Source organism: Streptomyces saintjeani (assembly GCF_055409605.1).
Genome location: NZ_CP189624.1, coordinates 5,333,797 through 5,358,896, shown reverse-complemented (window position 1 = coordinate 5,358,896; position 25,100 = coordinate 5,333,797). Strand labels below are relative to the sequence as shown.

Annotated in this window: 24 protein-coding genes; 9 read left to right on the top strand and 15 right to left on the bottom strand. The window is 72.9% G+C overall.

The features are described from left to right. The first annotated feature begins 338 nt into the window (after nt 1-338). Nucleotides 339-968, top strand: coding sequence for an SCO3374 family protein (locus ACQCO7_RS24435; RefSeq protein ID WP_464073830.1), 630 nt, complete (start codon nt 339-341; stop codon nt 966-968). On the opposite strand, the gene ACQCO7_RS24430 is transcribed toward ACQCO7_RS24435, so the two are convergent. The 10 genes from ACQCO7_RS24430 to ACQCO7_RS24385 form a co-directional block, all read right to left on the bottom strand. Further along, a complete protein-coding gene (locus ACQCO7_RS24430) occupies nt 947-1,282 on the bottom strand; it encodes a histone-like nucleoid-structuring protein Lsr2 (protein ID WP_010351472.1) in 336 nt (111 codons plus the stop codon). The two genes, ACQCO7_RS24435 and ACQCO7_RS24430, sit on opposite strands and share 22 nt — an antisense overlap. Before the next feature lie 201 nt (nt 1,283-1,483). Continuing rightward, nucleotides 1,484-2,026, bottom strand: coding sequence for an amino-acid N-acetyltransferase (locus ACQCO7_RS24425; protein ID WP_409118457.1), 543 nt, complete (start codon nt 2,024-2,026; stop codon nt 1,484-1,486). Between the two features lie 10 nt (nt 2,027-2,036). Then, nucleotides 2,037-2,435: a BlaI/MecI/CopY family transcriptional regulator gene (locus ACQCO7_RS24420; RefSeq protein ID WP_464077283.1), complete on the bottom strand. Its 399-nt coding sequence runs from the start codon at nt 2,433-2,435 to the stop codon at nt 2,037-2,039. Nucleotides 2,436-2,545: 110 nt separating this feature from the next. Next, nucleotides 2,546-2,728 (bottom strand): hypothetical protein, encoded by a 183-nt coding sequence (locus tag ACQCO7_RS24415; RefSeq protein WP_464073829.1) that lies wholly within the window; start codon nt 2,726-2,728, stop codon nt 2,546-2,548. 820 nt (nt 2,729-3,548) lie between these two features. Next, nucleotides 3,549-4,211: a hypothetical protein gene (locus tag ACQCO7_RS24410; protein ID WP_464077282.1), complete on the bottom strand. Its 663-nt coding sequence runs from the start codon at nt 4,209-4,211 to the stop codon at nt 3,549-3,551. Nucleotides 4,212-4,303: 92 nt separating this feature from the next. After that, complete coding sequence (locus ACQCO7_RS24405; protein ID WP_010351467.1) at nt 4,304-5,101, bottom strand: type III pantothenate kinase; 798 nt, start codon at nt 5,099-5,101, stop codon at nt 4,304-4,306. 4 nt (nt 5,102-5,105) lie between these two features. Then, complete coding sequence (gene nadC / locus ACQCO7_RS24400) at nt 5,106-6,113, bottom strand: carboxylating nicotinate-nucleotide diphosphorylase (RefSeq protein ID WP_464073828.1); 1,008 nt, start codon at nt 6,111-6,113, stop codon at nt 5,106-5,108. Between the two features lie 5 nt (nt 6,114-6,118). Next, nucleotides 6,119-7,855, bottom strand: a complete 1,737-nt coding sequence (locus ACQCO7_RS24395; RefSeq protein WP_464073827.1) for an L-aspartate oxidase — start codon at nt 7,853-7,855, stop codon at nt 6,119-6,121. Next, a complete protein-coding gene (gene panC / locus ACQCO7_RS24390; protein WP_464073826.1) occupies nt 7,852-8,910 on the bottom strand; it encodes a pantoate--beta-alanine ligase in 1,059 nt (352 codons plus the stop codon). The genes ACQCO7_RS24395 and panC overlap by 4 nt, the downstream gene beginning before the upstream one ends. After that, a complete protein-coding gene (locus ACQCO7_RS24385) occupies nt 8,907-9,854 on the bottom strand; it encodes a Rossmann-like and DUF2520 domain-containing protein (RefSeq protein ID WP_464073825.1) in 948 nt (315 codons plus the stop codon). The genes panC and ACQCO7_RS24385 overlap by 4 nt, the downstream gene beginning before the upstream one ends. A 148-nt stretch (nt 9,855-10,002) precedes the next feature. On the opposite strand from ACQCO7_RS24385, the gene ACQCO7_RS24380 reads away from it, so the two are divergent. Both ACQCO7_RS24380 and ACQCO7_RS24375 read left to right on the top strand, forming a co-directional pair. After that, on the top strand, nt 10,003-11,178 hold the full coding sequence (locus ACQCO7_RS24380; RefSeq protein WP_464073824.1) for a threonine aldolase family protein: 1,176 nt from the start codon (nt 10,003-10,005) through the stop codon (nt 11,176-11,178). Nucleotides 11,179-11,232: 54 nt separating this feature from the next. After that, nucleotides 11,233-12,330, top strand: a complete 1,098-nt coding sequence (locus ACQCO7_RS24375; protein WP_464073823.1) for a DUF5937 family protein — start codon at nt 11,233-11,235, stop codon at nt 12,328-12,330. An 11-nt stretch (nt 12,331-12,341) separates the two neighbouring features. Here the strand turns inward: ACQCO7_RS24375 and ACQCO7_RS24370 are convergent, their stop codons facing one another. Both ACQCO7_RS24370 and ACQCO7_RS24365 read right to left on the bottom strand, forming a co-directional pair. Beyond that, nucleotides 12,342-13,016 carry a response regulator gene (locus ACQCO7_RS24370; RefSeq protein ID WP_010351458.1) on the bottom strand — a complete coding sequence of 225 codons (675 nt, stop codon included), beginning with the start codon at nt 13,014-13,016 and terminating at the stop codon, nt 12,342-12,344. Between the two features lie 69 nt (nt 13,017-13,085). After that, nucleotides 13,086-14,285 (bottom strand): sensor histidine kinase, encoded by a 1,200-nt coding sequence (locus ACQCO7_RS24365; protein ID WP_464073822.1) that lies wholly within the window; start codon nt 14,283-14,285, stop codon nt 13,086-13,088. A gap of 139 nt (nt 14,286-14,424) precedes the next feature. On the opposite strand from ACQCO7_RS24365, the gene ACQCO7_RS24360 reads away from it, so the two are divergent. Further along, the gene (locus tag ACQCO7_RS24360; RefSeq protein ID WP_464073821.1) at nt 14,425-15,420 is read left to right on the top strand and encodes an SAM-dependent methyltransferase; all 996 of its coding nucleotides are present in this window, start codon (nt 14,425-14,427) and stop codon (nt 15,418-15,420) included. Nucleotides 15,421-15,448: 28 nt separating this feature from the next. On the opposite strand, the gene ACQCO7_RS24355 is transcribed toward ACQCO7_RS24360, so the two are convergent. After that, a complete protein-coding gene (locus tag ACQCO7_RS24355) occupies nt 15,449-16,600 on the bottom strand; it encodes an NADH-quinone oxidoreductase subunit D (RefSeq protein ID WP_464073820.1) in 1,152 nt (383 codons plus the stop codon). A 31-nt stretch (nt 16,601-16,631) separates the two neighbouring features. On the opposite strand from ACQCO7_RS24355, the gene ACQCO7_RS24350 reads away from it, so the two are divergent. Together ACQCO7_RS24350 and ACQCO7_RS24345 are read left to right on the top strand one after the other, a co-directional pair. Then, entirely contained in the window at nt 16,632-17,129 is a 498-nt protein-coding gene (locus ACQCO7_RS24350; protein WP_464073819.1) for a PH domain-containing protein, read from the top strand. Continuing rightward, nucleotides 17,126-18,460, top strand: coding sequence for a PH domain-containing protein (locus tag ACQCO7_RS24345; RefSeq protein ID WP_464073818.1), 1,335 nt, complete (start codon nt 17,126-17,128; stop codon nt 18,458-18,460). The genes ACQCO7_RS24350 and ACQCO7_RS24345 overlap by 4 nt, the downstream gene beginning before the upstream one ends. Nucleotides 18,461-18,531: 71 nt before the next feature. Here ACQCO7_RS24345 and ACQCO7_RS24340 read toward each other — a convergent pair whose 3' ends face one another. Both ACQCO7_RS24340 and ACQCO7_RS24335 read right to left on the bottom strand, forming a co-directional pair. Continuing rightward, complete coding sequence (locus ACQCO7_RS24340; protein ID WP_464073817.1) at nt 18,532-19,962, bottom strand: hypothetical protein; 1,431 nt, start codon at nt 19,960-19,962, stop codon at nt 18,532-18,534. A 209-nt stretch (nt 19,963-20,171) separates the two neighbouring features. Next, nucleotides 20,172-21,287: an alpha/beta hydrolase gene (locus tag ACQCO7_RS24335; RefSeq protein ID WP_464073816.1), complete on the bottom strand. Its 1,116-nt coding sequence runs from the start codon at nt 21,285-21,287 to the stop codon at nt 20,172-20,174. Nucleotides 21,288-21,524: 237 nt separating this feature from the next. On the opposite strand from ACQCO7_RS24335, the gene ACQCO7_RS24330 reads away from it, so the two are divergent. The 3 genes from ACQCO7_RS24330 to ACQCO7_RS24320 all read left to right on the top strand — a co-directional run bounded on the left by ACQCO7_RS24330 (nt 21,525) and on the right by ACQCO7_RS24320 (nt 24,888). Next, the gene (locus tag ACQCO7_RS24330; RefSeq protein WP_464073815.1) at nt 21,525-23,333 is read left to right on the top strand and encodes a phosphatidylglycerol lysyltransferase domain-containing protein; all 1,809 of its coding nucleotides are present in this window, start codon (nt 21,525-21,527) and stop codon (nt 23,331-23,333) included. Nucleotides 23,334-23,500: 167 nt separating this feature from the next. Beyond that, on the top strand, nt 23,501-24,379 hold the full coding sequence (folP, locus tag ACQCO7_RS24325) for a dihydropteroate synthase (protein ID WP_464073814.1): 879 nt from the start codon (nt 23,501-23,503) through the stop codon (nt 24,377-24,379). Next, nucleotides 24,376-24,888 (top strand): nuclear transport factor 2 family protein, encoded by a 513-nt coding sequence (locus ACQCO7_RS24320; RefSeq protein ID WP_010351448.1) that lies wholly within the window; start codon nt 24,376-24,378, stop codon nt 24,886-24,888. The genes folP and ACQCO7_RS24320 overlap by 4 nt, the downstream gene beginning before the upstream one ends. Nucleotides 24,889-25,100 lie beyond the last annotated feature (212 nt).

Genomic DNA, 25,100 nt, shown 5'->3' with positions numbered 1-25,100 from the left:
GCGGGAGCGGGGACCTGGTGCGGTCTCCCGACCCCTAACGCCGACATCTGCTCCAACCTGATGGTGCGAGACGATGTTCCCGCAGGCCAGGCACTTACCCCGGTCGCCAGTACGCCGATGGCGAACGCGGGACGGCCTTTTCTGCGCGTCGCCCCCTCCCACTAGGGATGTCTTACCCGTCGGCACCGACAGTCCATGCCGTACGCACCGGTTCCCTCCGCTACGGGCGAACAACCTTGCGCCCGCCCGCATGGCCCCACACCCCCCTCTCGCGCACACTGCGCAGCCGCTGAGCCACCCAGCGTAACCCGTGGCCCTTCCGCACGGTTGCGCTTGTCATGGTTGGCTCGCCCCCCGCACTCACCTCTGTCACCACGGTCCCCTCCCCACGCCGTCCGCCCGGTCCCCGCCCTGAATTCCGCGGTTGGTACGAGAACGACCTGGGCTGGCCGACAGTGCCCGGATCCCCGGTACGACTAATCACGGGCCGCGACTTCGACGTCCTGGAGGTGCCGAGGGAGGCGGGGCTGGCGACGCTGGAACACCTCACGGCGGGGGCGGCGGAGGGTCACGGGGTTCGAGGGGGCCCGGCCTGCGTGGGCCCCGTCCTCGCGCACGGCGACCGGATGGGGTTCCTGGTCGCGGCCGGCGGGGCCGAGGAGGTGCCGGGGATTCTGCGGTGGCTGGAGTGGGGCGCGCTGCCGCTGGATCTCGTCGCGGTCGGGGCGGGCGGGAGTGTGCTCGCTCCGCTGCCGCCGGGGGCGCTGCGCCGGGGTGCTGTACAGGGGGCCGCCGTGTGGCTGCGGCCCCCCGTTCCGGGTCGCGAGGAATCCTCGCTGCCGACGATGTCGGCGCCGGGGGGCGATGAGGGCGCCCCCGGTCTCGTGCGTCTGGTGGACACGCTGGCGACTCATGCGCACCGTGCCCGCCTGCGGAGCGCGTGCGCTCAGCCGTTGGCCTTCTCGTAGGCCTCGCGGATGGTCGCGGGAACACGGCCGCGGTCGTTGACGTCGTAGCCGTTCTCCTTCGCCCAGGCGCGGATCTGCGCGGTGTCCTGGTTGCCGCCGGCCGCGGCACGGGCCTTTCCGCGCCCGCCGGAAGCACGGCCACCGGTACGCCGGCCGCCCTTCACATACGCGTCGAGAAGGCCGCGCAGCTTGTCCGCATTGGCCGTCGTGAGATCGATCTCGTAGGTCTTGCCGTCCAGAGCGAACGTCACGGTCTCGTCCGCCTCGCCGCCGTCGAGGTCGTCGACAAGAAGGACCTGAACCTTCTGTGCCACCGGGTATTCCTTTCATCGATAACGTGAGGGCCGAAGCTCTGCGGCGTCCGCCGTTTCACCGCCCCCAGTTATATGCACTACGCAGTACGTCGGAAAGCAAACCGCTTTTGCCGGGAAAACACAAACCCCTGGGAGAGACCGGCCCCCCGCCCCGACCGGAAACGTGCGCGTTTCGGACATAGGGCCCTTGGGCAAGGTCGATCACAGATGCAGAAGCATCCGACTGTTGCCCAAGGTGTTCGGTTTCACTCGTTCGAGTCCGAGGAACTCGGCGACGCCCTCGTCATAGGAACGGAGCAGCTCCGCGTAGACATCGGTGTCCACCGGCGTCTCGCCGATCTCCACGAAGCCGTGCTTGCCGAAGAAGTCCACTTCGAAGGTCAGACAGAAAACCCGGCGAACACCGAGCCAACGCGCCGTGTGCAGCAACTTCTCCAGCAACTGATGCCCGACACCGGAGCCCTTCAGGCCGGGCTGGACGGCGAGAGTACGAACTTCCGCGAGGTCTTCCCACATGACGTGCAGCGCCCCGCAGCCGACGACCTCGGCGTTGTCGTCCCGTTCCGCGACCCAGAACTCCTGGATGTCCTCGTAAAGCGTCACCGTCGCTTTGTCGAGGAGGATGCGCCCGCGCGCGTAGTCGTCGAGGAGTGTGCGTACGGCGGGGACGTCGCCGGTCCGCGCGCGCCGGACGGTGATGGCTTTGACGGGAGGCTTCTCCGCCGGAGGGTTGTGCGCTGACATGTGCCGGACGCTATCGCCCGGCGTTTCCGGCCGCCGCGCCGGGGCTCCGCGCGGGCGTCTCCGGCCCCTGGACCATCCGTACGGCGTCGCTCAGGGCCTCGCGCTGTTCCTCGCTCATCATCCCGAAGAAGGCGACGAGGGCGGCGGCGGGGTTGTCGCTCTGGCTCCACGCGTCGTTCATGAGGGCGGCGGCGTACGCCGCGCGCGTGGAGACCGCCTCATAGCGATAGGCCCGGCTCTCCGACTCCCGGCGGACCCAGCCCTTCTGATGGAGATTGTCCAAAACGGTCATCACCGTGGTGTAGGCGATGGACCGTTCCTGCTGGAGGTCTTCCAGAACTTCCCGGACGGTCACCGGGCGGTTCCACTTCCACACCCGCGTCATGACCGCGTCTTCGAGTTCTCCCAATGGGCGAGGCACGCTCAGCACAATAACGGGAGATTCCGTCATTCACCTCCCGAAACGGGATCTTTCGGGAGGTACGAGAACAAATAGCGCTTACGACGGTGAGATGCCGGTCAGTCCTCGGCGCGGCCGGTGCCCGCCTGCCGGGCCGCCTCCGCGCGCGCGAGCGCCGCGTCGACGGCCGCGTCCTCCTTGGCCTTGTTGGCCCCGCCCTGGGTCTTCACGATCACGCGGATCAAACCGATGAAGAGCACGGCCATGACGACGGGGGGCACGAGCGCGGAGACGTAGTCCATGGATCCAGGGTAGCCACGGAGAAAGCGGACATCCGGGCGGGGTCGGGAAGGGCGGGACGCTCGGGTCGAGGCCGTCCGCGCCCCTCCGGGGGTGTTCCGTCCGGCGGATCGGCGGATCCCGGGGCGGCATTCCAGAGCTTTTGAAAACTCCGAGCCCCGCTCAAGGTCCTCCGGGTATCCTCGCGGCCCCGCCCGCGCGGTCCGGCGTTCCCGGCGATCACACGCGCGCCGTGGCCGACCAGGGAATCCGTGACCCCCATGCCCGGGAAATGCAGGCCCCAGGGGACCGGAACCGGTAAAACTGAGGCCGGAAAATCCCGGACCCCGATGATTCCGAGCCGGGAAGAAGCCGGGCCGGGGAAACGGGAGGGCTCCCAAACGCGGCCCGATCGCGAACATCGCCCACCGAGAGCGCTCCCGCGAGCACGGTCCGGTCAATTTCTCCCGCGAACCCGGTCACCACGATCAGTGAGCGTTCGATGACTACTCCGGCCCTCGCTTCTCCCCTCGAATCCCGGGGAACCCGGCAAGACGCCGCATTGCCGGACGCCTTCACCGCCGCCTATAGCCCCGCTCGAACGGCGCCGGAGCCCGCTGTGAAACACACGGATAGCCGCTCCAGAGAACGAAACCCGTTCCGCAGGACGCCCCGCCGCGACGCCCTATAGGGGCGGACCTCACGCACACCCGCGCGGGCTCACGACAGAGCCGGACATTCCCGGGACGGTCCGGGAGGCGCCACACAAGAACCCCGCCCTCGCGCCGGCCGTGAACGGGCCGGGTTTCGAGGGCGGGGCGGGAAAACGCGTCCGGTGGGGCTTCAGCCCGCCGCGAGGCGCTCCTCCGGGTCGGCCGGGGGTGGGGTCGGGGTCGGTTTGCGGCGGGGGAAGACCTCGCCGGGCGTCGGGATGGGGCGCCGGGCGGGGTCGGGGGCGGCGGGCCCGGCCGGCTCGTCCGCCGGGCGCTTCTGCGGGGCCGGCGACTCCTGACCCGAGACCTCCTCGAAGCCGCCGTCGGGCGACAGGCCGCCCGGGAGGGCCAGGAGGCGGGTACGGGAGGGCGGGACCGCCGGAGCGGGCGTGAGCGGCGCGGGGACGGCGTGGCGGGTGGTCCTGCGGGCCAGCCGGCTGCGGACGTCCTGCTCGGCCAGCACCTGGCAGCGGCTCAGGAGGGTCGCCGCGAGCGGGTTGCCCCGCAGGGCCCGCAGCGCGGCGAGGTCGTCCGGCTCGGGGCGGTACCCGGTGCCCAGCACCTCCTCCAGCAACGTCAGGTACCCGGCTGCCGTACCGGGCAGCGCCGCCCGGTACCGAGCGAGGTCGGCCACCAGGAACGTCCGCAACCGAGCGGCTTCGCGCAGCGCCTCGTCGAGAGACGTCGCCAGCCGATGACAGTCCTGGATGTCCTCTGCCGAGGCGGGACCGGGGTGAAGGGCGAGGGCGAGAGCGCGACGGAGCACACGCAGCTCCTCCGCACCGAACGCCATGCCGCCGCGGGATCCGTATGGCGTGGGCATGCGGCAACGATACGCGCTAATCAGACAAATTCGACATATTCCTCAGGCGTGGCGCGCACCTTTCACATCCGCGAGACGTTCCGTTCGTACACCAGTCGCAGCCCGATCAGCGTCAGCCACGGCTCGTGCTCGTCGATCACCGACGCCTCGCCGAGGACCATCGGCGCCAGGCCGCCCGTCGCGATGACCGTGACGTCCTCGGGGTCGGTGGCGAGTTCGCGGATCATCCGCTGGACCACCCCGTCGACCTGCCCGGCGAACCCGTAGACGATCCCGGACTGCATGGCCTCGACCGTGTTCTTGCCGATGACACTCCGCGGCCGGGCGACCTCGATCTTGCGCAGCTGAGCCCCTCTGACGCCGAGCGCCTCGACGGAGATCTCGATACCGGGGGCGATGACGCCGCCGACGTACTCCCCGCGCGCGGACACCGCGTCGAAGGTGGTCGCCGTCCCGAAGTCGACGACGACGGCGGGCCCCCCGTACAGCTCGACGGCGGCGACGGCGTTGATGATGCGGTCGGCGCCGACCTCCTTGGGGTTGTCGGTGAGGATCGGCACGCCGGTCTTGACGCCGGGCTCCACCAGCACGGCGGGGACGTCCCCGTAGTACCTGCGGGTGACCTCACGGAGTTCGTGCAGCACCGAGGGGACGGTCGCGCAGATCGCGATCCCGTCGATGCCGTCGCCGAGCTCGTCCCCGAGCAGGGGATGCATGCCCATCAGCCCCTGGAGGAGGACGGCGAGTTCGTCGGCCGTCCGGCGCGCGTCCGTGGAGATCCGCCAGTGCTCGACGATCTCCTCCCCGTCGAACAGCCCGAGGGTGGTGTGCGTGTTGCCGACGTCGATGGTCAGAAGCATCGCTTCACTCCGCCTCACGCAGATCGAGGCCGATGTCGAGGATCGGCGAGGAGTGGGTGAGCGCCCCGACGGCGAGGAAGTCGACCCCGGTGCTGGCGTACGCGCGCGCGTTGTCGAGCGTGAGCCGCCCGGACGCTTCGAGCAGCGCCCGCCCGCCGACGATCCCGACGGCCTCCTCGCACTCACCGGGCGTGAAGTTGTCGAGCAGGATGAGGTCGGCGCCCGCGTCGACGGCTTCACGCAGCTGGTGGAGGGTGTCGACCTCGACCTCGACGGGGACGTCCGGGAATGCCTCGCGGACGGCCTTGAACGCCTGCGAGACGCCCCCGGCGGCCACGACGTGGTTGTCCTTCACCAGCGCGGCGTCGGAGAGCGACATGCGGTGGTTGACGCCCCCGCCGCAGCGCACGGCGAACTTCTCCAGGGACCGCAGCCCCGGTGTCGTCTTGCGGGTGTCACGGACGCGCGCCCGCGTGCCCTCCAGCGCGTCGGCCCACGCGCGCGTGGCGGTCGCGATCCCGGACAGCCGGCACAGCAGGTTGAGGGCGCTGCGCTCGGCGGTGAGCAGATCGCGCGTGCGCGAGGTGACCGACAGCAGCGTCTGCCCGGCCTCGACCCGGTCGCCGTCCTCGACGTGCCGCTCGACCTCGAACTCGTCCGTGCAGACGATGGAGACGACGGCCTCGGCGACCCTCAGGCCCGCGACGACGCCCGCCTCGCGCGCGACGAAGTCGGCGGTGGAGACGGCCTCCTCGGGGATGGTCGCGACGGTCGTCACGTCCACGCCGTGCGCGAGGTCCTCCTGGATCGCCACGTTCGCGATGTCCTCGACCTCGACGGGGTCGAGCCCCGCGTCGGTGAGCAGCCCGGCGAGCGCGGGGTCGAGCCCGCACTCCAGGTACTCGACGTACTCGGCGTCGCCCTCGGCTCCGCACGCGCAGCCGTCGCCGCAGCCGCCGCTCTGGACGCCGCTCTCGACGCCGTTCTCCACGAGGGGAAGGTCGTTGCTCACTTCGGTCACTGCTCCTGGGGGCGCTGGGTCGGGGGGAAGTCGGCGGTGTCCGTGGGGTGCACGGCGAGCGAGCGGTCCGGGTCCAGCCGTACGACGATGTGGCGGCGCCAGGCGTCGTCGTCGCGCTCGGCGTGGTCCTCGCGCCAGTGGCAGCCGCGGGTCTCCTCGCGCAGGCGCGCGGCGGCGACCAGGACGCGGGCGACGCACAGGAGGTTGGTGGCCTCCCAGGTGTCGACGCCGGGTTCGGCGGTCTTGCCGTTCTCGTCGAGAGCGTCCCGCGCGTGCGCGTGGAGCGCGTCGAGCCGGTCGGCGGCCTGCTCCAGGGAGGCGGCGGAGCGCAGCACGCCGGCGCCGTCGCTCATGATCCGCTGGATCGCGAACCGCTCCTCGGGGGCGAGGAGGGGGTGCGCGGGGGTCTGCGGGGTCTCGACGGGGGCGGGCACGCGCGCGTGGGGGCCGGTCCGCGCGAGGCCCTCGGCGATGTCGGCGGCGATGCGCTCGGCGTAGACCAGGCCCTCCAGGAGGGAGTTGGAGGCGAGCCGGTTGGCGCCGTGGACGCCGGTGCAGGCGACCTCTCCGCACGCGTACAGGCCCGGTACGGTCGTGCGGCCCCGGGAGTCGGTGCGCACGCCGCCGGAGGCGTGGTGAGCGGCCGGCGCGACCGGGATCGGCTCCTGGACGGGGTCGATGCCGTGCGCGCGGCAGGCGGCCAGGATCGTCGGGAAGCGGTGCTCCCACATGTCCGCGCCGAAGTGCCGGGCGTCGAGGTACATGTGCTCGGCGCCGAGTTCCTGCATGCGCCGCATGATGCCCTTGGCGACGATGTCCCGGGGCGCCAGCTCCCCCAGTTCGTGCTGGCCGGCCATGAAGCGCACGCCGTCCGCGTCGACCAGGTGCGCGCCCTCGCCGCGTACGGCCTCGGAGACGAGGGGCTGCTGTCCCTCCGCGTCGGCGCCGAGGAACAGCACCGTCGGGTGGAACTGGACGAACTCCAGGTCGCTGACCTCCGCACCCGCGCGCAGGGCGAGCGCGACGCCGTCGCCGGTCGCCACGGACGGGTTGGTCGTCGCGGAGAACACCTGGCCCATGCCGCCGGTCGCGAGGACCACGGCGGGTGCGTGGACGGCTCCCACGCCGTCGTGCTGGCCCTCGCCCATCACGTGCAGGGTCACACCCGCCGTGCGGCCGTCCGCGTCGGTCAGGAGGTCCAGGACGAGCGCGTTCTCGACGGTGCGCATCCCGCGCGCGCGGACGGCCTCGACGAGCGCGCGGGAGACCTCCGCTCCGGTCGCGTCGCCTCCCGCGTGCACGATGCGGCGGCGGTGGTGGCCCCCCTCGCGCGTGAGTTCCAGGTCGCCTTCGGCGGACTCGTCGAAGTGCGCGCCGGTCGCGATGAGCCGCCGTACGGCGTCGGGCCCCTCGGTGACGAGGATGCGTACGGCGTCCTCGTCGCACAGGCCCGCGCCGGCGACGAGGGTGTCGTCGAGGTGCTGCTCGGGGGTGTCGCCCTCCCCGAGGGCCGCCGCTATGCCGCCCTGCGCCCAGCGCGTGGAGCCGTCGTCGAGGCGGGCCTTGGTGACGACGACCGTGTTCAGGCCGGCGGCTTCGCAGCGCAGGGCGGCGGTCAGGCCGGCCACGCCGGAGCCGACGACCACGACGTCGGCGGCGATCGACCAGCCCGGCGCGGGTGCGTGCAGGCGGGGGAGGTGGGCGGCGGGCGGGCGTATGCCTGTGGTGCTCACGAGGCGGCTCCGAAGGTCAGCGGGAGGTTGTCGATCAGCCGGGTCGTCCCCACCCTGGCGGCGACGGCGAGGACGGCCTCGCCGGTGAAGTCGTCCCCGATCTCCGTGAAGTCGGCGGGGTCGACGAGTGCGAGGTAGTCCAGCGCGAGCGGCGGGTCGAGGCGGGCGGCCTCGTCGAGCACCGTGCGCGCGGCGGCGCGGATGCCCGCGGCGCCGGCGGCGGCCTGGGCGACGGCGTGCGTGTCGGCCGCCGCGCGGGACTCGCCGATCGCGCTCAGCGCCTGTGCGCGCGCCTGGGTGGCGGGGACCTGCCGCGCGCGGGCGCGCAGGGCTTCCTGCGCGGCGTGCCGGTCGCGGCCCGCGAACAGCGCGCGCGAGAGGGCGAGTCCGGTGCGGCGCTCCTGGGGCGAGAGGTAGCGGTTGCGGCTGGAGAGGGCGAAGCCGTCGTCCTCGCGGACCGTCGGGACGGCGACGATCTCCACGCCGAAGTTCAGGTCGCGCACCATGCGCCGGATCAGGGCGAGCTGCTGGGCGTCCTTCTGGCCGAACAGCGCGGCGTCGGGGCGCGTGAGGTGCAGGAGCTTGGCGACGACCGTCAGCATGCCGTCGAAGTGCCCCGGGCGTACGGCGCCTTCGAGGCACTCGCCCATGGGTCCCGCGCTGATGCGGACCTGGGGTTCGCCGCCCGGGTAGACCTCGTCGGCGGAGGGTGCGAACACGGCGTCCGCGCCGGCCTCCTCGGCGATCTTCAGGTCGGCGTCCAGGGTGCGCGGGTAGCGGTCGAGGTCCTCGCCCTTGCCGAACTGGAGGGGGTTGACGAAGACGGTGACGACGACCTCGCCGTCCGGTCCGGCGATCTCGCGCGCGGCGCGGACGAGGGTGGCGTGGCCGTCGTGGAGGGCGCCCATGGTCATGACGACGGCACGCGTACGGGCGCGCGAAGTGGCCTCATCCTTATCAGGGATGACGTCAGAACCGGCGGTCCCCGCGGGGGAACGGCCCGTACGCGCGCGGGCGTCCAGTTCCGCGGCGGTGCGCAGCAGGGCGAGGCTCATCGGGCGTCTCCTTCGGTGCCGGGCGTGCCGTTCGGGGCGGAGGCGCCGCCTGCCAGCACCCCGAGAAGGTCCTGCGCCAGCTCCGGCTTCAGCAGGCCGTGCGCGAGCGCGCGGTCGGCGGTGGCGCGGGCCATCGCGAGGTAGCCGGCGACGGTCTGGGGCGCGTGCTTGCGCAGCTCCCCGACGTGCGCGGCGACCGTGCCCGCGTCCCCGCGCGCGACCGGCCCGGTGAGGGCGGCGTCGCCGGAGCGCAGCGCGTTGTCCAGGGCGGCGCCCAGGAGCGGGCCGAGCATCCGGTCGGGCGCCTCGACGCCCGCCTCGCGCAGCAGCTCCATGGACTGGGCGACCAGCGTGACGAGGTGGTTGGCGCCCAGCGCGAGGGCCGCGTGGTACAGCGGGCGGTTCTCCTCGGCGATCCACTCGGGTTCGCCGCCCATCTCGATGACGAGGGCCTCGGCGGCCAGGCGCAGTTCGTCGGGGGCGGTGACGCCGAAGGAGCAGCCGGCGAGGCGCTGGACGTCGACCGGCGTGCCGGTGAACGTCATCGCCGGGTGCAGGGCGAGCGGCAGGGCGCCCGCGCGCAGGGCGGGGTCGAGGACCCGCGCCCCGTAGCGTCCCGAGGTGTGCGCGAGGAGCTGGCCGGGGCGGACCGCGCCGGTGTCGGCGAGGCCCTGCACGAGGGCGGGCAGCGCGTCGTCCGGGACGGTCAGCAGGACCAGCTCCGCGCGCGCCAGGACGTCCTCCGGGGTCGTCAGGGGCACGTCGGGCAGCAGCAGGGCCGCGCGTTTGCGCGAGGCGTCGGAGACTCCGGAGACGGCCACCGGGCGGTGTCCGGCGAGCTGGAGGGACGCGGCGAGGGCGGGGCCCACCCGGCCGGCGCCGACGACGCCGACGGTGAGCCGCGCGGGGCGGTCTCTTGGGTCTGGCTGGTGCACTGTAGTCACGCGACGGCGGCCTTCCCGTTCCAGTCCGCATCTGGGTACCGGACGATTTCTCGTCATGTTAACGCGATCTGTTCCGGGGCGGCCGGTTGTCCACAGGCTGTGCATATTGCGGATGCCCTCGCACGCCGTCGCACGGCATGATCCGGGCATGACCTCCACGCCAGGCCGACAGGCCGACGAATCCCCCGCCGAGCAGCTGCGCGAGCGGCGCACGACGGCCCAGCGCGAAGCCGTCCGCATCCTGTCCCGCCCCCTGGCCCGGGCCTCCCTGCGCGAGCGCATGGCGCATCTCCAGGAGGCGGCCGAGGGGTACGACCTCGACGAGCGCGCGGACGTGTACGGCAACGGCGTCGTGGCCGCCCTGGAGCAGCGGATCGCGGAGCTGCTGGGCATGGAGGCCGCCGCGTTCTTCCCGACCGGCACGATGGCCCAGCAGGTCGCGCTGCGGTGCTGGGCGGGGCGTACCGGCATGCGCGCGGTGGCCGTGCATCCGCTGGCCCACCTGGAGGTGCACGAGCGGGACGCACTCAGCCAGGTCACCGGGCTGCGGCCGGTGCACCTGACGGACGAGCCCCGGCTGCCGACGCCGAAGGAGGTGCGCGAGGCGGAGGAGCCCTTCGGGACGCTCGCGCTGGAGCTGCCCCTGCGGGACGCCGGGTTCGTGCTGCCGTCCTGGGAGGAGCTGACGGCGACGGTGGCCGCCGCGCGCGAGCGCGACGCGGTGGTGCACTTCGACGGCGCGCGCCTGTGGGAGTCCGTCCCCCATTTCGGCCGCCCCCTGAAGGAGATCGCCGCCCTCGCGGACAGCGTGTACGTGTCCCTGTACAAGTCCCTCGACGGGCTGAGCGGCGCCGTCCTCGCGGGCCCGCAGACGCTGATCGCGGAGGCCGGGGCGTGGCGCCACCGCTACGGCGGCACGCTCTTCCACCAGTTCCCCGCGGCCCTCACCGCGCTGGCGGGCCTCGACCGCGAGCTGCCCCGGCTGCCGGAGTACGTCGCCCACGCGCGCGTGGTGGCCGACGCCATGCGGGAGGGGTTCACGGAGGCGGGTGTGCCCTGGTTCCGCGTGCACCCGCGGGTGCCGCACACCCACGAGTTCCAGCTCTGGCTGCCGTACGGCCCGGACACCCTCTCGGAGGCGGCGGTGCGCCAGTCCGAGGAGACCGGCACACTTCTGTTCCCGTCGCCCTGGGACGAGAAGGGGCCCGGGGTGTCGTACACGGAGGTCTCCGTGCGGGAGGCGGGCCTCGCGTGGGGCGTCGAGGACGTGAAGCGGGCGGTCGCGGAGTTCGTGGCGCGGCTGCCCGAGGGGGCCGCCGATTGACGGTCGGCGTCAATCGGCGGGGGCGTTGTCAGTGGTGGGGTGCACCATGGGCGCATGAGCGTGAGCATCGACTTCGCCGGGGTCCGGCCCGAGCAGGTGGCCTTCGTCCCGTCGCCGCTGGCCGAGCTCGGCATGGCGCTGCACGCGCTGTCGGAGCCGGGGCACCACCCGGGCATCCAGGGGTGGACGGGGAGCGTCCTCGCGGCGCTCGATCCGCATCTGGCCGACCGGATGTGCGAGGCGGACTTCCTGTGGCGGACGGTGTTCTCGGACCTGTTCCTCGCCTGCGCGGGCGTCCCGGGCGCGCTCCCCGGGGAGACCCTCGCCGAGGACCTGGCGCTGCTGGACAAGCTGCCGGACGACCAGTTCGTGGACGCGGCGCTGGAGTTCGCGTGCCCCGCGTGCGACTGCCCGGCGCCGGGCGTCCTCGCGGACCCCGTCCTGCGGACCCGCGTCCTGGACCTGGCCGCCTCGCGCGGGCCCCGGCAGCTCGCGTTCGCGCGGCGGCTGCTCGACGACCCGCCCGGCGTGCGCGCGTGGCTGCGGCGCTTCCTGGAGGACTGCGACGAGGCGTTCTTCGCGGAGACCTGGGAGCGGCTGAGCCATCAGCTCGCCGCCGACGCCCGGCACAAGACGCAGATCCTGCACCGGCGCGGGCCCGCGGAGGCGTTCGCCGCGGTCTCCCCCGCCGTACGGCTCGACGAGGCGCGCGGGCGGATCGTCGTCGACAAGCTCGTCGAGAGCCGTACGTCCGCGCGGGACGCCGGTCTGCTGCTGATCCCGACGAGCCTGGGCCGCCCGCACCTGAACGTCCTGCACCGCGAGGGCTGGCGCCCCCTGCTGCACTACCCCGCCCACTCCCCGGCCCCCGACTCGGTGCCCTCGGTCGAGCTGCTCACCCTGCGGATGAACGCGCTGTCCCACCCCGTCCGCATGCAGCTGTGCCGCAACCTCGCGCGCAGCGCGTACACGACGACCGAACTCGCCCGGATCCACACCATGTCCGCGCCGGAGATCTCCCGCCACCTCGCCGCCCTCAAGAAGGCCGGCCTCATCACGACCCGCCGGCGCGGCAGATACGTCCTGCACCAGCTGGACGTCGCCCTGGTGGCCCGCCTGGGCAGCGACTTCCTGGAGGGCATCCTCCGCTAGGGAGAGCGCCCTCAGGCGTGGCCCCCGCCCGCGCGCACGAGGCCGGTCTCGTAGGCGAGGACGACGACCTGTACGCGGTCGCGCAGGCCCAGCTTGGTGAGGATGCGTCCGACGTGCGTCTTGACGGTCGCCTCGGACAGCACCAGCCGGGCGGCGATCTCCCCGTTGGACAGGCCCTGGGCGACGAGGATCATCACCTCGCGCTCGCGCTCCGTGAGGCGCTCCAGCTCCTTGTGCTCGGGGGCGCGCCCGGAGCTGGGCAGCATCGGCGCGAACCGGTCGAGGAGGCGGCGGGTCGTGGAGGGGGCGACGACCGCGTCACCGCTGTGCACGGAGCGGATCGCGGCGAGCAGCTCCCCCGGCGGCACGTCCTTCAGCATGAACCCGGAGGCGCCCGCCTTCAGCCCGGAGAACGCGTACTCGTCGAGGTCGAACGTCGTCAGGATGAGCACCTTCGGCGGGTCGGGCTCCTCGCAGATGCGCCGGGTCGCCTCCACGCCGTCCAGCTTCGGCATCCGTACGTCCATGAGGACGACGTCGACCTCCGTGGACCGCACCACCTGGAGCGCCTCGACCCCGTCGCCCGCCTCCGCGACGACCTCCATGTCCGGCTGGGCGGCGAGCACCATCCGGAACCCGGTGCGCAGCAGCACCTGGTCGTCGACGAGCATCACGCGGATCGCCATCAGGTCCTCTTCCGTTTCCATGTCCATGCGTTCGTGTCGGGCGTTCGTGACAGGTGTCAGCGGGGTGTGTCAGTGCGCCGGTTTGAGCGGGAGCAGCACGCTGATGCGGAAGCCTCCCCCGGGGCGCGGACCGGCGTCCAGGGTCCCGCCGACCATACCGACGCGCTCGCGCATGCCGATCAGGCCGTGCCCCTGTCCGTCGGCGCCGCCCTCCTCGTACAGCTCGTGCGGGGCGCCCTTGCCGTCGTCCTCGACGAGCAGGCCGAGGCCGTCGTCGAAGTAGACCAGCCGCACGCTGGCGCCCGCGTTCGGGCCGCCGTGCTTGCGCGTGTTGGTCAGCGCCTCCTGGACGATGCGGTACGCGGTCAGCTCGACGCCGCTCGGCAGGGGGCGCGCGGTCCCCTCGACCTTGAAGTCGACGGGCAGCCCGGAACCCCGGCACTGCTGGACCAGGTCCTCGATCTGCTCGACGTCCGGCTGCGGGACGTACTCGCCGCCCTCCCGGTGCTCCCCGGTGCGCAGGACGCCCAGCAGGCGGCGCATCTCCGCGAGCGCCTGGCGGCCGGTCGACGAGATGGTCTCCAGCGCCTTCTTCGCCTGGTCCGGGGCGGCGTCCAGGACGTACGCGGCGCCGTCGGCCTGGACGACCATCACGGACACGTTGTGCGCGACCACGTCGTGCAGCTCGCGCGCGATGCGCGCGCGCTCGGCGGCGACGGCGACCTTCGCCTGCGCCTCGCGCTCGCGTTCCAGACGGGCCGCGCGCTCCTCCAGCTGCGCGAGGTACGCGCGCCGGGTGCGCATCGAGTCGCCCAGCACCCACGCGAGGACGAACGGCACGGTCAGGAAGACGACGGTGACGATGTTGGCGCTCTCGCTCACGTTGTCCGGCCAGCGCAGCTGCGCCGCCGTCGCCGCGCACACGCCCATGGCGAGCGCCACCCGCGACGCCCAGCGGGCGCCGACCGCCGCGACCGTGTAGACGATCATCAGCATCGCGAAGTTCGCCACGTTGACCCCGACGCCCAGCACGAGCTGCGCGCAGCCCGCGACCGCCGCGAGCACCAGCATGGCCTCCGGCATCCGCCTGCGCAGGGTCATCACCAGGCACAGCGCGACGACCGTCGGCAGCACCACCGGCAGGGAGTTCGTGCGCCCGACCTCGTGGTGTGCCGTCTCCGTGACGATGGCGAACCCGAAGAGGACCACGGCCCAGAAGCCGTCCACCCCGGTCGGGTGCCTGCGGAAGAAGTCGTAGAGGCGCTGCACGTAACCCAGCGTAGGGATGCGTGATGCCCCTGTGGGTCAACCGGAGGACCGATCCGTATAGCGCCCGCGTACTCCGCAAGGTGGAGGGAGTGATCAGCTGTACGCATAGTCTGGGCGGGCGGCCGGGGAGGTGAGAGGCGTGGAGACGGCCTCGTGGCACGGCTGGCGGACAGCCGCCGAGAGGGCCCTGTACGGCCCTGAGGGCTTCTACCGGCGCCCCGAGGGCCCCGCCGGTCACTTCCGGACCTCCGTCCACGCCTCGGCGCTCTACGCCCGCTCCGTGGCCGCGCTGCTGACCCGGGTGGACGAGGCGCTCGGCCGGCCCCGGGCGCTGGACTTCGTGGACGTCGGCGCCGGCCGGGGCGAACTGGTGACGGGGGTGCTGGCGGCTCTGCCGTACGACGTCGCGGCGCGCACGCGCGTATGGGCCGTCGAGATCGCCGACCGGCCCGCCGCGACGGCGGACGAGCGGATCACCTGGACCACCGAGGCGCCGCGCGGCGTCACCGGGCTCCTGTTCGCCAACGAGTGGCTGGACAACGTGCCCCTGGACGTCGTCGAGACGGACGCCGACGGCGTCCCCCGGGTCGTCCTCGTCGGCCCCGACGGCACCGAACGCCTCGGCCCGCCCGTGTCCGGCGAGGACGCCGCGTGGCTGGCGCGCTGGTGGCCCCTGGACACCGAGGAGGGCCTGCGCGCGGAGATCGGCCTCCCCCGGGACCGCGCCTGGGCGTCTGCCGTCGCCCGCGTCGACCGGGGGCTCGCCGTGGCGGTCGACTACGCGCACGCGGTGGATTCCCGGCCGCCCTTCGGGACGCTCACCGGGTTCCGCGCGGGGCGCGAGGTCGTCCCGGTACCGGACGGGACGTGCGACATCACGGCGCATGTGGCGCTGGACGCGTGCGCGGACGCCGTCCCCGTACCGGCGGCGCTGCACACCCAGCGGGCCGCGCTGCGCGCCCTGGGCGTCACCGGCGTACGGCCGCCCCTCGCGCTGGCGTCCACCGACCCCTCCGCGTACGTGCGCGCGCTGGCGGCGGTCGGGGAGGCCGCCGAACTCACCGCGCCGGGCGGGCTGGGCGACTTCGGATGGCTCGTGCAGCCGGTCGGGATTCCGGACCCACTCGCCCTCTAGGGATGGTCGGTCGGGTTTTCCAACCCACTTATTTGTCGATGTCTCCCACGACGAAGAACATCGACCCCAGGATCGCCACCATGTCCGCGACCAGCGTCCCCGGCAGCAGTTCCGTCAGCGCCTGGATGTTGTTGTACGACGCGGAGCGCAGCTTGAGCCGGTACGGAGTCTTCTCGCCCTTGCTGACGAGGTAGTAGCCGTTGATGCCGAGGGGGTTCTCGGTCCAGGCGTAGGTGTGGCCCTCGGGGGCCTTGAGGACCTTCGGGAGGCGCTGGTTGATCGGGCCGGGCGGGAGGCCGGCGATGCGGTCGAGGCAGGCGTCCGCGAGGGCGAGCGCGTTGTGGGTCTGCTCCAGGAGGGACTCGAAGCGGGCGAGGCAGTCGCCCTCCTGCCGGGTGACGACCCTCAGGACGTCCTGGAGGTCCCCGTACGCGAGGTAGGGCTCGTCGCGGCGCAGGTCGAGGTCGACGCCCGACGCGCGCGCGATGGGCCCGCTCACGCCGTACGCGTGCACGGCGTCGGCCGACAGGACGCCGACGCCCCGGGTGCGGCCCCGGAAGATCTCGTTGCCGAGGACCAGGTCGTCGAAGACGTCCATCCGGGAGCGGACGGCGGCGACCGCCGCACGCGCGCGGGAGGTCCAGCCGGCGGGGAGGTCCTCCTTGAGGCCGCCGACCCGGTTGAACATGTAGTGCATGCGCCCGCCGGAGACCTCCTCCATCACGTTCTGGAGGACCTCGCGCTCGCGGAACGCGTAGAACACCGGTGTGATCCCGCCGAGTTCCAGCGGGTACGAGCCAAGAAACATCAGGTGGTTGAGGACCCGGTTCAGCTCCGCGAGGAGCGTGCGCGTCCACACCGCGCGCGCGGGGACCTCCATGCCCAGCATGCGCTCCACGGCGAGCACGACACCCAGCTCGTTGGAGAACGCCGACAGCCAGTCGTGCCGGTTCGCCAGCATGATGATCTGACGGTAGTCACGGGCCTCGAAGAGCTTCTCCGCGCCCCGGTGCATGTACCCGATGACGGGCTCCGCGTGGACGATCCGCTCGCCGTCCAGCACCAGCCGCAGCCTGAGCACGCCATGCGTGGAGGGGTGCTGCGGGCCGATGTTCAGCACCATGTCGGTGCTCTCCGCCGCCCCGCCGATCCCGACCGTGGTCTCCGTCGTAGGAGTCATGGTTCCAGTCTCCCCTACGTACGCTGGCCGTATGGAGACGGGGAGCCCGCGGGGCGCTGAGAGGGCGGAGCCGGCGTGGACCGGGCTTCCGCCGGGACTGCTGCGGATGCGGCGGCTGTCGCTGGTGGTGTGGCTGGGGGGCGCCGCGGTCGCCCTGGGGGTGTGCCTGTGGCTCTTCGTCGCCCCCGCGTGGGCGCTGTTCGCGGTGCTGCCGCTCGCGGCCGTCGCGTGGGGCTGGGTGCTGCTGGGCCGCAACTGGCGGTCCTGGCGGTACGCCGAGCGCGCGGACGACCTGCTGATCAGCCGGGGCGTGCTGTGGCGCGAGGAGACCGTCGTGCCGTACGGGCGGATGCAGCTCGTGGAGGTCACCTCCGGGCCCGTCGAGCGGTACTTCGGGCTCGCCAGCGTCCAGTTGCACACGGCCGCCGCCGCGACCGACGCGACCATCCCGGGGCTCGACCCGGCGGAGGCCGAGCGGCTGCGCGACCGGCTCACCGAGCTGGGCGAGGCCCGATCGGCGGGGCTGTGACGACGCCGGGCGCGCAGGACGGCGTGAGCCTGGAGAAACCGGCCGCGCCGGTCGTCGAGCACCGGCTGCATCCCGTGACGCCGTTCCGGCGCGCGTGGGCGCCGGTCGCCGTCCTCGCGGGGTGGGCGGTCCACGATCCCGGCCAGGCCCAGGAGCAGCTCACCCGGCTGACGTCGACGACCCTGCTGATCGCGATCGCCGTCGTCGTCCCCGCGTCCGCGCTGTACGGGTTCCTCAGCTGGTGGTTCACGCACTTCTCGGTGACCGACACCGAACTGCGCATCCGTACGGGGCTGGTGTTCCGGCGTACCGCGCACATCCGGCTGGAGCGGGTGCAGGCGATCGACATCTCGCAGCCGCTCCTCGCGCGCGTGGCGGGCGTCGCGAAGCTGCGGCTCGACGTCATAGGGACCGACGACAAGGACGAGCTCGCGTTTCTGGGGGAGCCTCATGCGCGGGCGCTGCGGGCCGAACTCCTCGCGCGCGCGGCCGGGTTCGCGCCCGAGACCGCGCACGAGGTGGGGGAGGCGCCCACGCGCGAGCTGCTGCGGGTGCCGCCGCGCGACCTCCTGATCGCGCGCCTGCTGTCGGCGGGTACGTGGGTCGCGCTGCTCGGGGCGGCGGTGCTGGTGCCGTTTCTGTGGATGGCCACGAACTGGTGGACCGCCCTCGTCGCCGGTCTGCCGATGCTGGGGGCCGCCGGGGCGGGGACCGTGGGGCGGTTCGTCACCGAGTACGACTGGACCGTCGGGGAGTCTCCCGACGGGCTGCGGCTCGACCACGGGCTGCTCGACCGGTCCCACGAGACGGTGCCGCCCGGGCGCGTGCAGACCGTGCGGATCGTCGAGCCCCTGCTGTGGCGGCGGCTCGGGTGGGTACGGGTCGAGCTGGACGTCGCCGGGTCCGCGAACTCGCTGCTCGTGCCGGTCGCTCCGCGGGCCGCCGCCGAGGCCGTCATCGCGCGCGTGCTTCCCGGCGTGGCCGTCCCCGGTGTCCTCTCCCGCCCGCCGAAACGTGCCGGCCGGGTCGCGCCGGGGTGGTGGCGCGGCTACGGCATCGCCGTCACCGACCAGGTCTTCGCCTCCCGCCACGGCATCCTCCGCCGTCACCTCGCCCTCGTCCCCCACGCCAAGGTCCAGAGCGTACGGCTCACCCAAGGGCCCTGGGGGCGGCTCTGGCGGCTCGCCGGTGTCCACGTGGACACCGGGGCCGACAAGACCGTTTCCGCCCGCCTGAGAGACGCCCACGAGGCCGCCGCCCTCCTCGCCGACCAGGCGGCCCGCTCCCGGACGGGCCGTCACGACGCACCGCCGGACCGGTGGATGGCGTGAGGGAATGCCTCGGGGGCTGTACGGGCCGCTTGTCGGCAGTCGTACAGCCCCCGGTGAACGTCGGCGTGCCGTCAGTACGCCGCGCTGCGCAGGCCCTGGAGGTCCAGTTGCTCGGTCTCGTCGTGGGACGTCAGGTCGACGACCTGGCCCACGGCCCGGGACGTCTCGTCGGCGGGCTTGAACTCCGCCTCCGATTCGGCCTTGTGCAGGGCCAGGGCTTCCTGGCCGACCACGTCGGCGAGGTCCTCGTTCTGGACCGCCTCCAGCGCCGCGGGTCCGGCGTCCTGCTTCGTGCCGAAGAAGTCGAAGTCCCCCTCGACCGCGGGGCGGCGCACGGGCTCGCCGGGTACGACGGCGACGGCGGTCGGCACCGCGAAGTGACCGGCGGGGCGGCGGACGATCTCGCCGGAGGTGGACGTCTGCTGCGGGATGCCCGTCGCGTGCGCGGGTTCGAGGGCGTGGGCGGGCTGCTGCGGGACCTCGACGGTTCCGCGCGCGGGCTCGGCAGCGGTGTCGCTCCCCCGCGCGGGGATGCCGTTCGCCCCGGACACTCCGCCCCGGAGTGCCTCGTACCGGTCCTCACGCCCCGTGGACCCGGCGACCGCGTGCTCCTGCGCGTCGGCCGCCCCGGTCTTCCCCTCGCCCTCGTCCTCCGCCACGGGCTCGCCGCCCTCGGGACCATCGCCCTGGGGACCGTCGCCCTGGGGAGAGCCACCGCCCGACGGCCCGTCACCCTTCACCGGCGAACCGCCTTTCGGCGAACCCCCCTTGGGCAGCAGGTCACCCGCGCGCCCCTCCACAGACGAACCCCCGCCGCTGGCACCACCCTTGGCGACCCCGGCCTCAACAGCCCCCGCAGCACCCTCCGCTGAGCCCCCCTCAACCGCCCCCGGCCTCTCCAACCGACCCAGCGCCTCCGCGGCCCGCAGGAACAGCTTCGACCCCTCGGGCGAGAACAGCCCCGGAGCCGAAGGCTCAACAGCGACGGCCTCGGCGCCCTCAGCAACCTCGGTCTCAGCGCCCTCGCCCTCGACAGCCCCCGGCGTCAGCGCCTCCAGCTCCAACCGCCGCCGCCCCTCCAGCGCACTGGCCCGCTCGGTCTCCGCGTTCGCGTACCGCCGCAGCAGCGCCGCGTGCTCATTGCGCAGCCCCGCCAGCTCGGCCCGCTTCGCGCGCAGGCGTTGCTCCAGCTTGCCGCGCAGCTCGCGGGACTCCTCCAGGTCGGTCTCCAGCTCGGCGACCCGTTCCTCGTAGCGCCACTCGTCGCTGACCCGCGCGCGCGAGAGGTCGGCGACCGTCTTGCCCGCCTGCGCGTCCCAGCGCCGCAGGACGGCCGCACCGACGACGGCGACGGCCGCGGCGAGCGCGGCTATCACGCGCAGTACGCCCGTATCGGAGAACAACCAGGGCCCGAACGCGCAGACGAGGGAGACGCCAGCGATCGCCGACGGGGGCAGCAGCCTGTGCAAAGGCGGTGAATGGCGGTGACGTCCACGTGGCATGGCCAGAAACTTACCGCGCGTAGGGATGCGTTGGCGCCCCGCCCCGTAAAAACACAGCCATCCCGAAACCTTCGCACGACAGGAGAAATGAATTCCGGCCAGAGCGTGCGGAGGTGCGGGCGAATTCCAAGATCATTTCCGGTCGGAGTGCGCCGCAAGGGCCTGAACAGCCGTCCCGTGCGGACCTGTCGCGCGCCCGCGCGCGGGGCTCACGGTTGGGTCAGCCTCCCGCTGACCCACTGAAGGGTGGCCGGAATCTCCCGTCGCCATGTGTTGAAGTTGTGACCGCCGCTGTCGAGGATGATCGACGAGATGTGCGTACGGTTCGTCGCCTTCACCAGATCGATGAACTTCAGGGTCGCCTTGTAGTTCGCCTCGCCCTCCTTGCTGCTGGTGACGAGCAGTGAGGTGTCCGGCGCGGGACGGTGCTTGAGGAACCACTTCAGGTCCGCCTCGTTCTTCAGCGTCCCGTTCCCCTGGAACAGATCGCCCGTGGTGGGGTCGATGGGCGCCTTGTAGTACGGCGAGAGGCCCGCGCCCGCGGCGAACACCCCGGGGTGGTGCATCGCGAGCTTCAGGGCGCAGTACCCGCCCGTGGAGTCCCCGATGACGCCCCACTTCTTCGCGACCCGGTAGTGCGAGGCGATCGCGACGGGCAGGTCCTTCGCGAAGAACGACTCCGTCCGGGGCCCGCGCGGGACGTCGACGCACTCCGTGTCGCGCGGGGGCGCGACGGTCGGCCGCAGCATCACCAGGATCATCGGCTGCATCTTCCCGTCCCGGGCGAGGTCCCGCGCGGTGCGCGGGAAGTCCAGCTTGTCGACGAGCGCCTGCGCCGTACCCGGGTACCCCGTCAGGACGACCGCCGCCGGGAACGCGCGCGTGCGGTACTGCGGCTGGAAGTACTCCGGCGGCAGGTACACGTACGCGGGGGACGCGATGTGCGTCGTACGGCCGACTATGGAGACCTTCTGGATCTGCCCGCGCGCCTGCGGGCCGCCGGCGGGTCCCTCCACGCGCTGTTCGTCGAGGACCTTGAGGGCGCTGGCCGGGCCGCCGCCGGAGGCGTGGTCGACGACGACCCCCTGGCCGTTCTCCTTGCCGAAGAGGTCGGCCCAGCTGGCGTAGAAGCCGAACGCCTGGTTGGCCGCGAGGCCCACCGCCGCGAAGAGCGCCACCTGGGTGGCGAGCAGCAGGCCGACGCGCCCGGCGACGGGGACGACCCCGCGCCGCGCCAGCCGCGGCCACAGCCAGACCGTGCCGATGAACAGCAGTGCGGCGCACACGATCGCCAGCACCAGCACCTTGTTGCTCGTAAGACCCATAGGGCGTTCCCTGCCTGCGCTTTCCTCGCCGGGCGCCCACGCTTTCCACACTTCTTCGCGAGGGCTTGTCCCGGTCTTTCCCTGACCTTTGGAGCCGCTTTGGGGATGTGAGTGAACCTCTCTCCCCGAGACACCGTCCTAGAGGGCGCAATGTCGCCGGTTCGGCCACCTACGGCACCGGGATCAAAGTCACTCGCGGAACTACGGGATGCGATGTCTGTCAGGGAAGATGGGGAAATGTCGGGTGGGGTTCCGATCCGATCAAGTCGCGTACGGCGCGTTCTGCGAGGTCCGCGCCCCGAGTCCGTTCCGGTTCTCGTCGGCAGAGCCTGTGCCGTCGTAGGACTGCTGGACGTCGCTGCGGGCGTGTTCCCGCGGTTCCGCCACAGCCGTATGCACACGCTCGCGGAAGTGCTGCCCGGGTCGTTCGGCCCGTTCGCGGCGGCTCTCTCGGTCAGCGCGGGCATCCTGCTGCTGCTGCTCGCGCACGGCCTGAAGCGCGGCAAGCGGCGCGCGTGGCGCGCGGCGGTGGCTCTGCTCCCGGCGGGCGCGGCGGCGCAGTTCACGTACCGCCACTCCCCCGTGGGCGTGATCATCTCGGTCGCGCTGCTGGTCGCGCTGATCGTCTACCGCGACCAGTTCGACGCGCTGCCCGATCCGCGCAGCCGCTGGCGGGCGCTGGCCAACTTCATCCTCATGGGCGCGGGCTCCCTCGCTCTCGGCATGGTCATCGTCAGCGTCCACTCGGAGCGGATGGTCGGCGACCCGAGCGTGGCCGACCGGCTGACGCACGTGGTGTACGGCCTGTTCGGCTTCGAGGGGCCCGTGGACTACGCGGGGAACACCTCCTGGACGGTCGCCTTCTCCCTGGGCGCGCTGGGCTGGGTGACCGCGCTGACCACGATCTACCTGGCCCTCCGCCCCGAGCACCCGGCCGCGCAGCTCACCGAGGAGGACGAGACGAAGCTGCGCGCGCTGCTGGAGAAGCACGGCCGCCGCGACTCCCTGGGCCACTTCGCGCTGCGCCGTGACAAGGCCGTCGTCTTCTCGCCCAGCGGGAAGGCCGCCGTCACCTACCGCGTCGTCTCCGGCGTGATGCTCGCCAGCGGCGACCCCATCGGGGACGTCGAGGCGTGGCCGGGCGCGATCGAGCGGTTCATGGACGAGGCCAAGGCGCACTCCTGGACGCCCGCCGTGATGGGCTGCTCGGAGACCGGCGGCGAGGTCTGGACCCGCGAGACCGGCCTGGACGCGCTGGAGCTCGGCGACGAGGCGGTGGTCGACGTCGCGGATTTCTCGCTGGCCGGCCGCGCGATGCGCAACGTCCGGCAGATGGTCAAGCGCATCGAGCGCGCCGGGTACGAGACCCGCGTCCGTCGCATCCGTGACCTCGGCGACGCCGAGCTGGAGCGCATCCGCCGGGCCGCCGACGACTGGCGCGGCACCAGCACCGAGCGCGGCTTCTCGATGGCCCTGGGCCGCATCGGCGACCCCTCCGACGGCGACTGCCTGATCGCGACCGCGCACAAGGCCGACGACGTCACCGACGCCTACGGCGACCTGAAGGCGATCCTGCACTTCGTACCCTGGGGCAACGACGGCGCCTCGCTGGACCTGATGCGCCGCGACCGCTCCGCCGACCCCGGCATGAACGAGCTGCTCATCGTCGCCGCCCTCCAGGCCGCCCCGAAGTTCGGCATCACGCGCGTGTCCCTCAACTTCGCGATGTTCCGCTCCGCGCTCGCGCGCGGGGAGAAGATCGGCGCCGGGCCCGTCCTGCGCGCCTGGCGCGGGCTGCTCGTGTTCCTCTCCCGCTGGTTCCAGATCGAGTCCCTCTACAAGTTCAACGCGAAGTTCCAGCCCCGCTGGGAGCCCCGCTTCGTCGTCTACCGCAACTCCGGCGACATCCCCCGCATCGGCATCGCCGCCATGCAGGCCGAGGGCTTCGTCGACCTGGCCATCCCCCTCCCCCGCTTCCTGCGCCGCTCCCCCGCGCCCGCGCGCCCCTGTGCGCACGTGACCGAGGGGGATGTGCGCGCCGCGTAGGACAGGACGCAACAGTGCCGACGGTACGGCGGCGTCACGACGATACGGTTTCGTCGCGACGCCGCCGTTTCGCGTTACGTCGGTACGGTCCCGTCCCGACGCACTCACCCCCGCGCACCCCACCCCGACCCGCGCTCCCGCCTCCCGCCGGGGCCTACGCTGAACGCATGAGCAAGCAACGCGGGCGCGTCACCGGACTCCCCGAATGGGACCGCTGCGCGGTGATGGGGGTCGTGAACGTCACCCCGGACTCCTTCTCCGACGGCGGACGCTGGTTCGACACGACGGCCGGCGTGAAGCGCGGCCTGGACCTGGTCTCCGAGGGCGCGGACCTGGTGGACGTCGGCGGCGAGTCGACGCGCCCCGGCGCACGCCGGGTGGACGAGGCCGAGGAGCTGCGCCGGGTCGTCCCGGTGGTGCGCGGGCTGGCCTCCGAGGGCGTCGTGGTCTCCGTGGACACCATGCGCGCGTCGGTCGCCGAGCAGGCCCTCGCCGCGGGCGCGCGCCTGGTGAACGACGTCAGCGGCGGCCTCGCCGACCCCGCGATGATCCCCGTCCTCGCGGCCTCGGACGCCCCCTTCGTCGTCATGCACTGGCGCGGCTTCCTGGAGGGCGCGACGATCCACGGGGTGTACGCGGACGTCGTGGCCGAAGTCATGGACGAACTGCGCGCGCGTGTGGACGCCGTTCTCGCGGGCGGCGTCGCGCCGGACCGGATCGTCGTCGACCCCGGGCTCGGCTTCTCGAAGGAGGCCGAGCACGACCTGACCCTCCTCGCCCACCTCGACCGCCTGCACGCCCTCGGCCACCCCGTGCTGGTCGCCGCCTCCCGCAAGCGCTTCCTGGGCCGCGTCCTGGCCGGCCCCGAGGGCGCCCCGCCCCCCGCGCGCGAGCGCGACGCGGCGACGGCCGCGGTCTCCGCGCTCGCCGCGCAGGCGGGCGCGTGGGCCGTACGCGTGCACGAGGTGCGGGCCACGGCGGACGCCGTACGCGTCGCGCGCGCCGTCGAGGGAGCCCGCAGCGGACACCCGGAAGGAGACCGGTGAGCGCGCCCCACACCGACGTCGAGCAGGTCGAGGCCGCCAACACGGCGTTCTACGAGGCACTGGAACGCGGCGACTTCGAGGGGGTGTCGGCGCTCTGGCTGACCCCCTCGGACCTGGGGGTCGACGAGGAGTACCACGACCCGGCGGACGCCGGGGTGGTGTCCTGCGTGCACCCGGGGTGGCCGGTGCTGACCGGGCGCGGCGAGGTGCTGCGGTCGTACGCGCTGATCATGGCGAACACGGACTACATCCAGTTCTTCCTCACGGACGTGCACGTGTCGGTGACCGGGGACACCGCCCTGGTGACCTGCTCGGAGAACATCCTCTCCGGCGGCCCCGCACCGGCCGCCGGGGAGGAGCTGGGACCGCTGGTGGGGCAGGTCGTCGTCGCGACGAACGTGTTCCGGCGCACCCCGGACGGCTGGAAGCTGTGGTCCCACCACGCCTCCCCGGTGCTCGCGGAGAACGACGACGACGCGGCCGAGGAGGACGACGAGCCGGCGTCCTGACCGGGATCCGCCCCCGCACGCCCCCCACAGGGAGCAAGAAGTGGTTGGAATCACGAACCCGTGGGTAGGGGCGGCTACCGACCCGTCAGCGGCGGGGTCGGTCAAGGGAGTCGGTGAAGCGTCCCCTCGGCCCCGGCCCGGCCCCGCGTCCCCCGCGGACCGGCGCTGTCAGTGCTCGCGGGTAGATTCGAATCCGAGGCCGGTGAGCCGCC

Bases quoted from the DNA above. Each gene is read 5' to 3' on its own strand.
- ACQCO7_RS24350 (WP_464073819.1), top strand. From the start codon at position 16,632: ATGGAGACGGGGAGCCCGCGGGGCGCTGAGAGGGCGGAGCCGGCGTGG.
- ACQCO7_RS24355 (WP_464073820.1), bottom strand. From the start codon at position 16,600: ATGACTCCTACGACGGAGACCACGGTCGGGATCGGCGGGGCGGCGGAG.
- ACQCO7_RS24335 (WP_464073816.1), bottom strand. From the start codon at position 21,287: ATGGGTCTTACGAGCAACAAGGTGCTGGTGCTGGCGATCGTGTGCGCC.
- ACQCO7_RS24410 (WP_464077282.1), bottom strand. From the start codon at position 4,211: ATGGCGTTCGGTGCGGAGGAGCTGCGTGTGCTCCGTCGCGCTCTCGCC.
- ACQCO7_RS24330 (WP_464073815.1), top strand. From the start codon at position 21,525: ATGTCGGGTGGGGTTCCGATCCGATCAAGTCGCGTACGGCGCGTTCTG.
- ACQCO7_RS24425 (WP_409118457.1), bottom strand. From the start codon at position 2,026: ATGTCAGCGCACAACCCTCCGGCGGAGAAGCCTCCCGTCAAAGCCATC.
- ACQCO7_RS24370 (WP_010351458.1), bottom strand. From the start codon at position 13,016: ATGGCGATCCGCGTGATGCTCGTCGACGACCAGGTGCTGCTGCGCACC.
- folP (WP_464073814.1), top strand. From the start codon at position 23,501: ATGAGCAAGCAACGCGGGCGCGTCACCGGACTCCCCGAATGGGACCGC.
- ACQCO7_RS24415 (WP_464073829.1), bottom strand. From the start codon at position 2,728: ATGGACTACGTCTCCGCGCTCGTGCCCCCCGTCGTCATGGCCGTGCTC.
- ACQCO7_RS24375 (WP_464073823.1), top strand. From the start codon at position 11,233: ATGAGCGTGAGCATCGACTTCGCCGGGGTCCGGCCCGAGCAGGTGGCC.
- ACQCO7_RS24340 (WP_464073817.1), bottom strand. From the start codon at position 19,962: ATGCCACGTGGACGTCACCGCCATTCACCGCCTTTGCACAGGCTGCTG.
- ACQCO7_RS24380 (WP_464073824.1), top strand. From the start codon at position 10,003: ATGACCTCCACGCCAGGCCGACAGGCCGACGAATCCCCCGCCGAGCAG.
- ACQCO7_RS24435 (WP_464073830.1), top strand. From the start codon at position 339: ATGGTTGGCTCGCCCCCCGCACTCACCTCTGTCACCACGGTCCCCTCC.
- ACQCO7_RS24405 (WP_010351467.1), bottom strand. From the start codon at position 5,101: ATGCTTCTGACCATCGACGTCGGCAACACGCACACCACCCTCGGGCTG.
- panC (WP_464073826.1), bottom strand. From the start codon at position 8,910: ATGAGCCTCGCCCTGCTGCGCACCGCCGCGGAACTGGACGCCCGCGCG.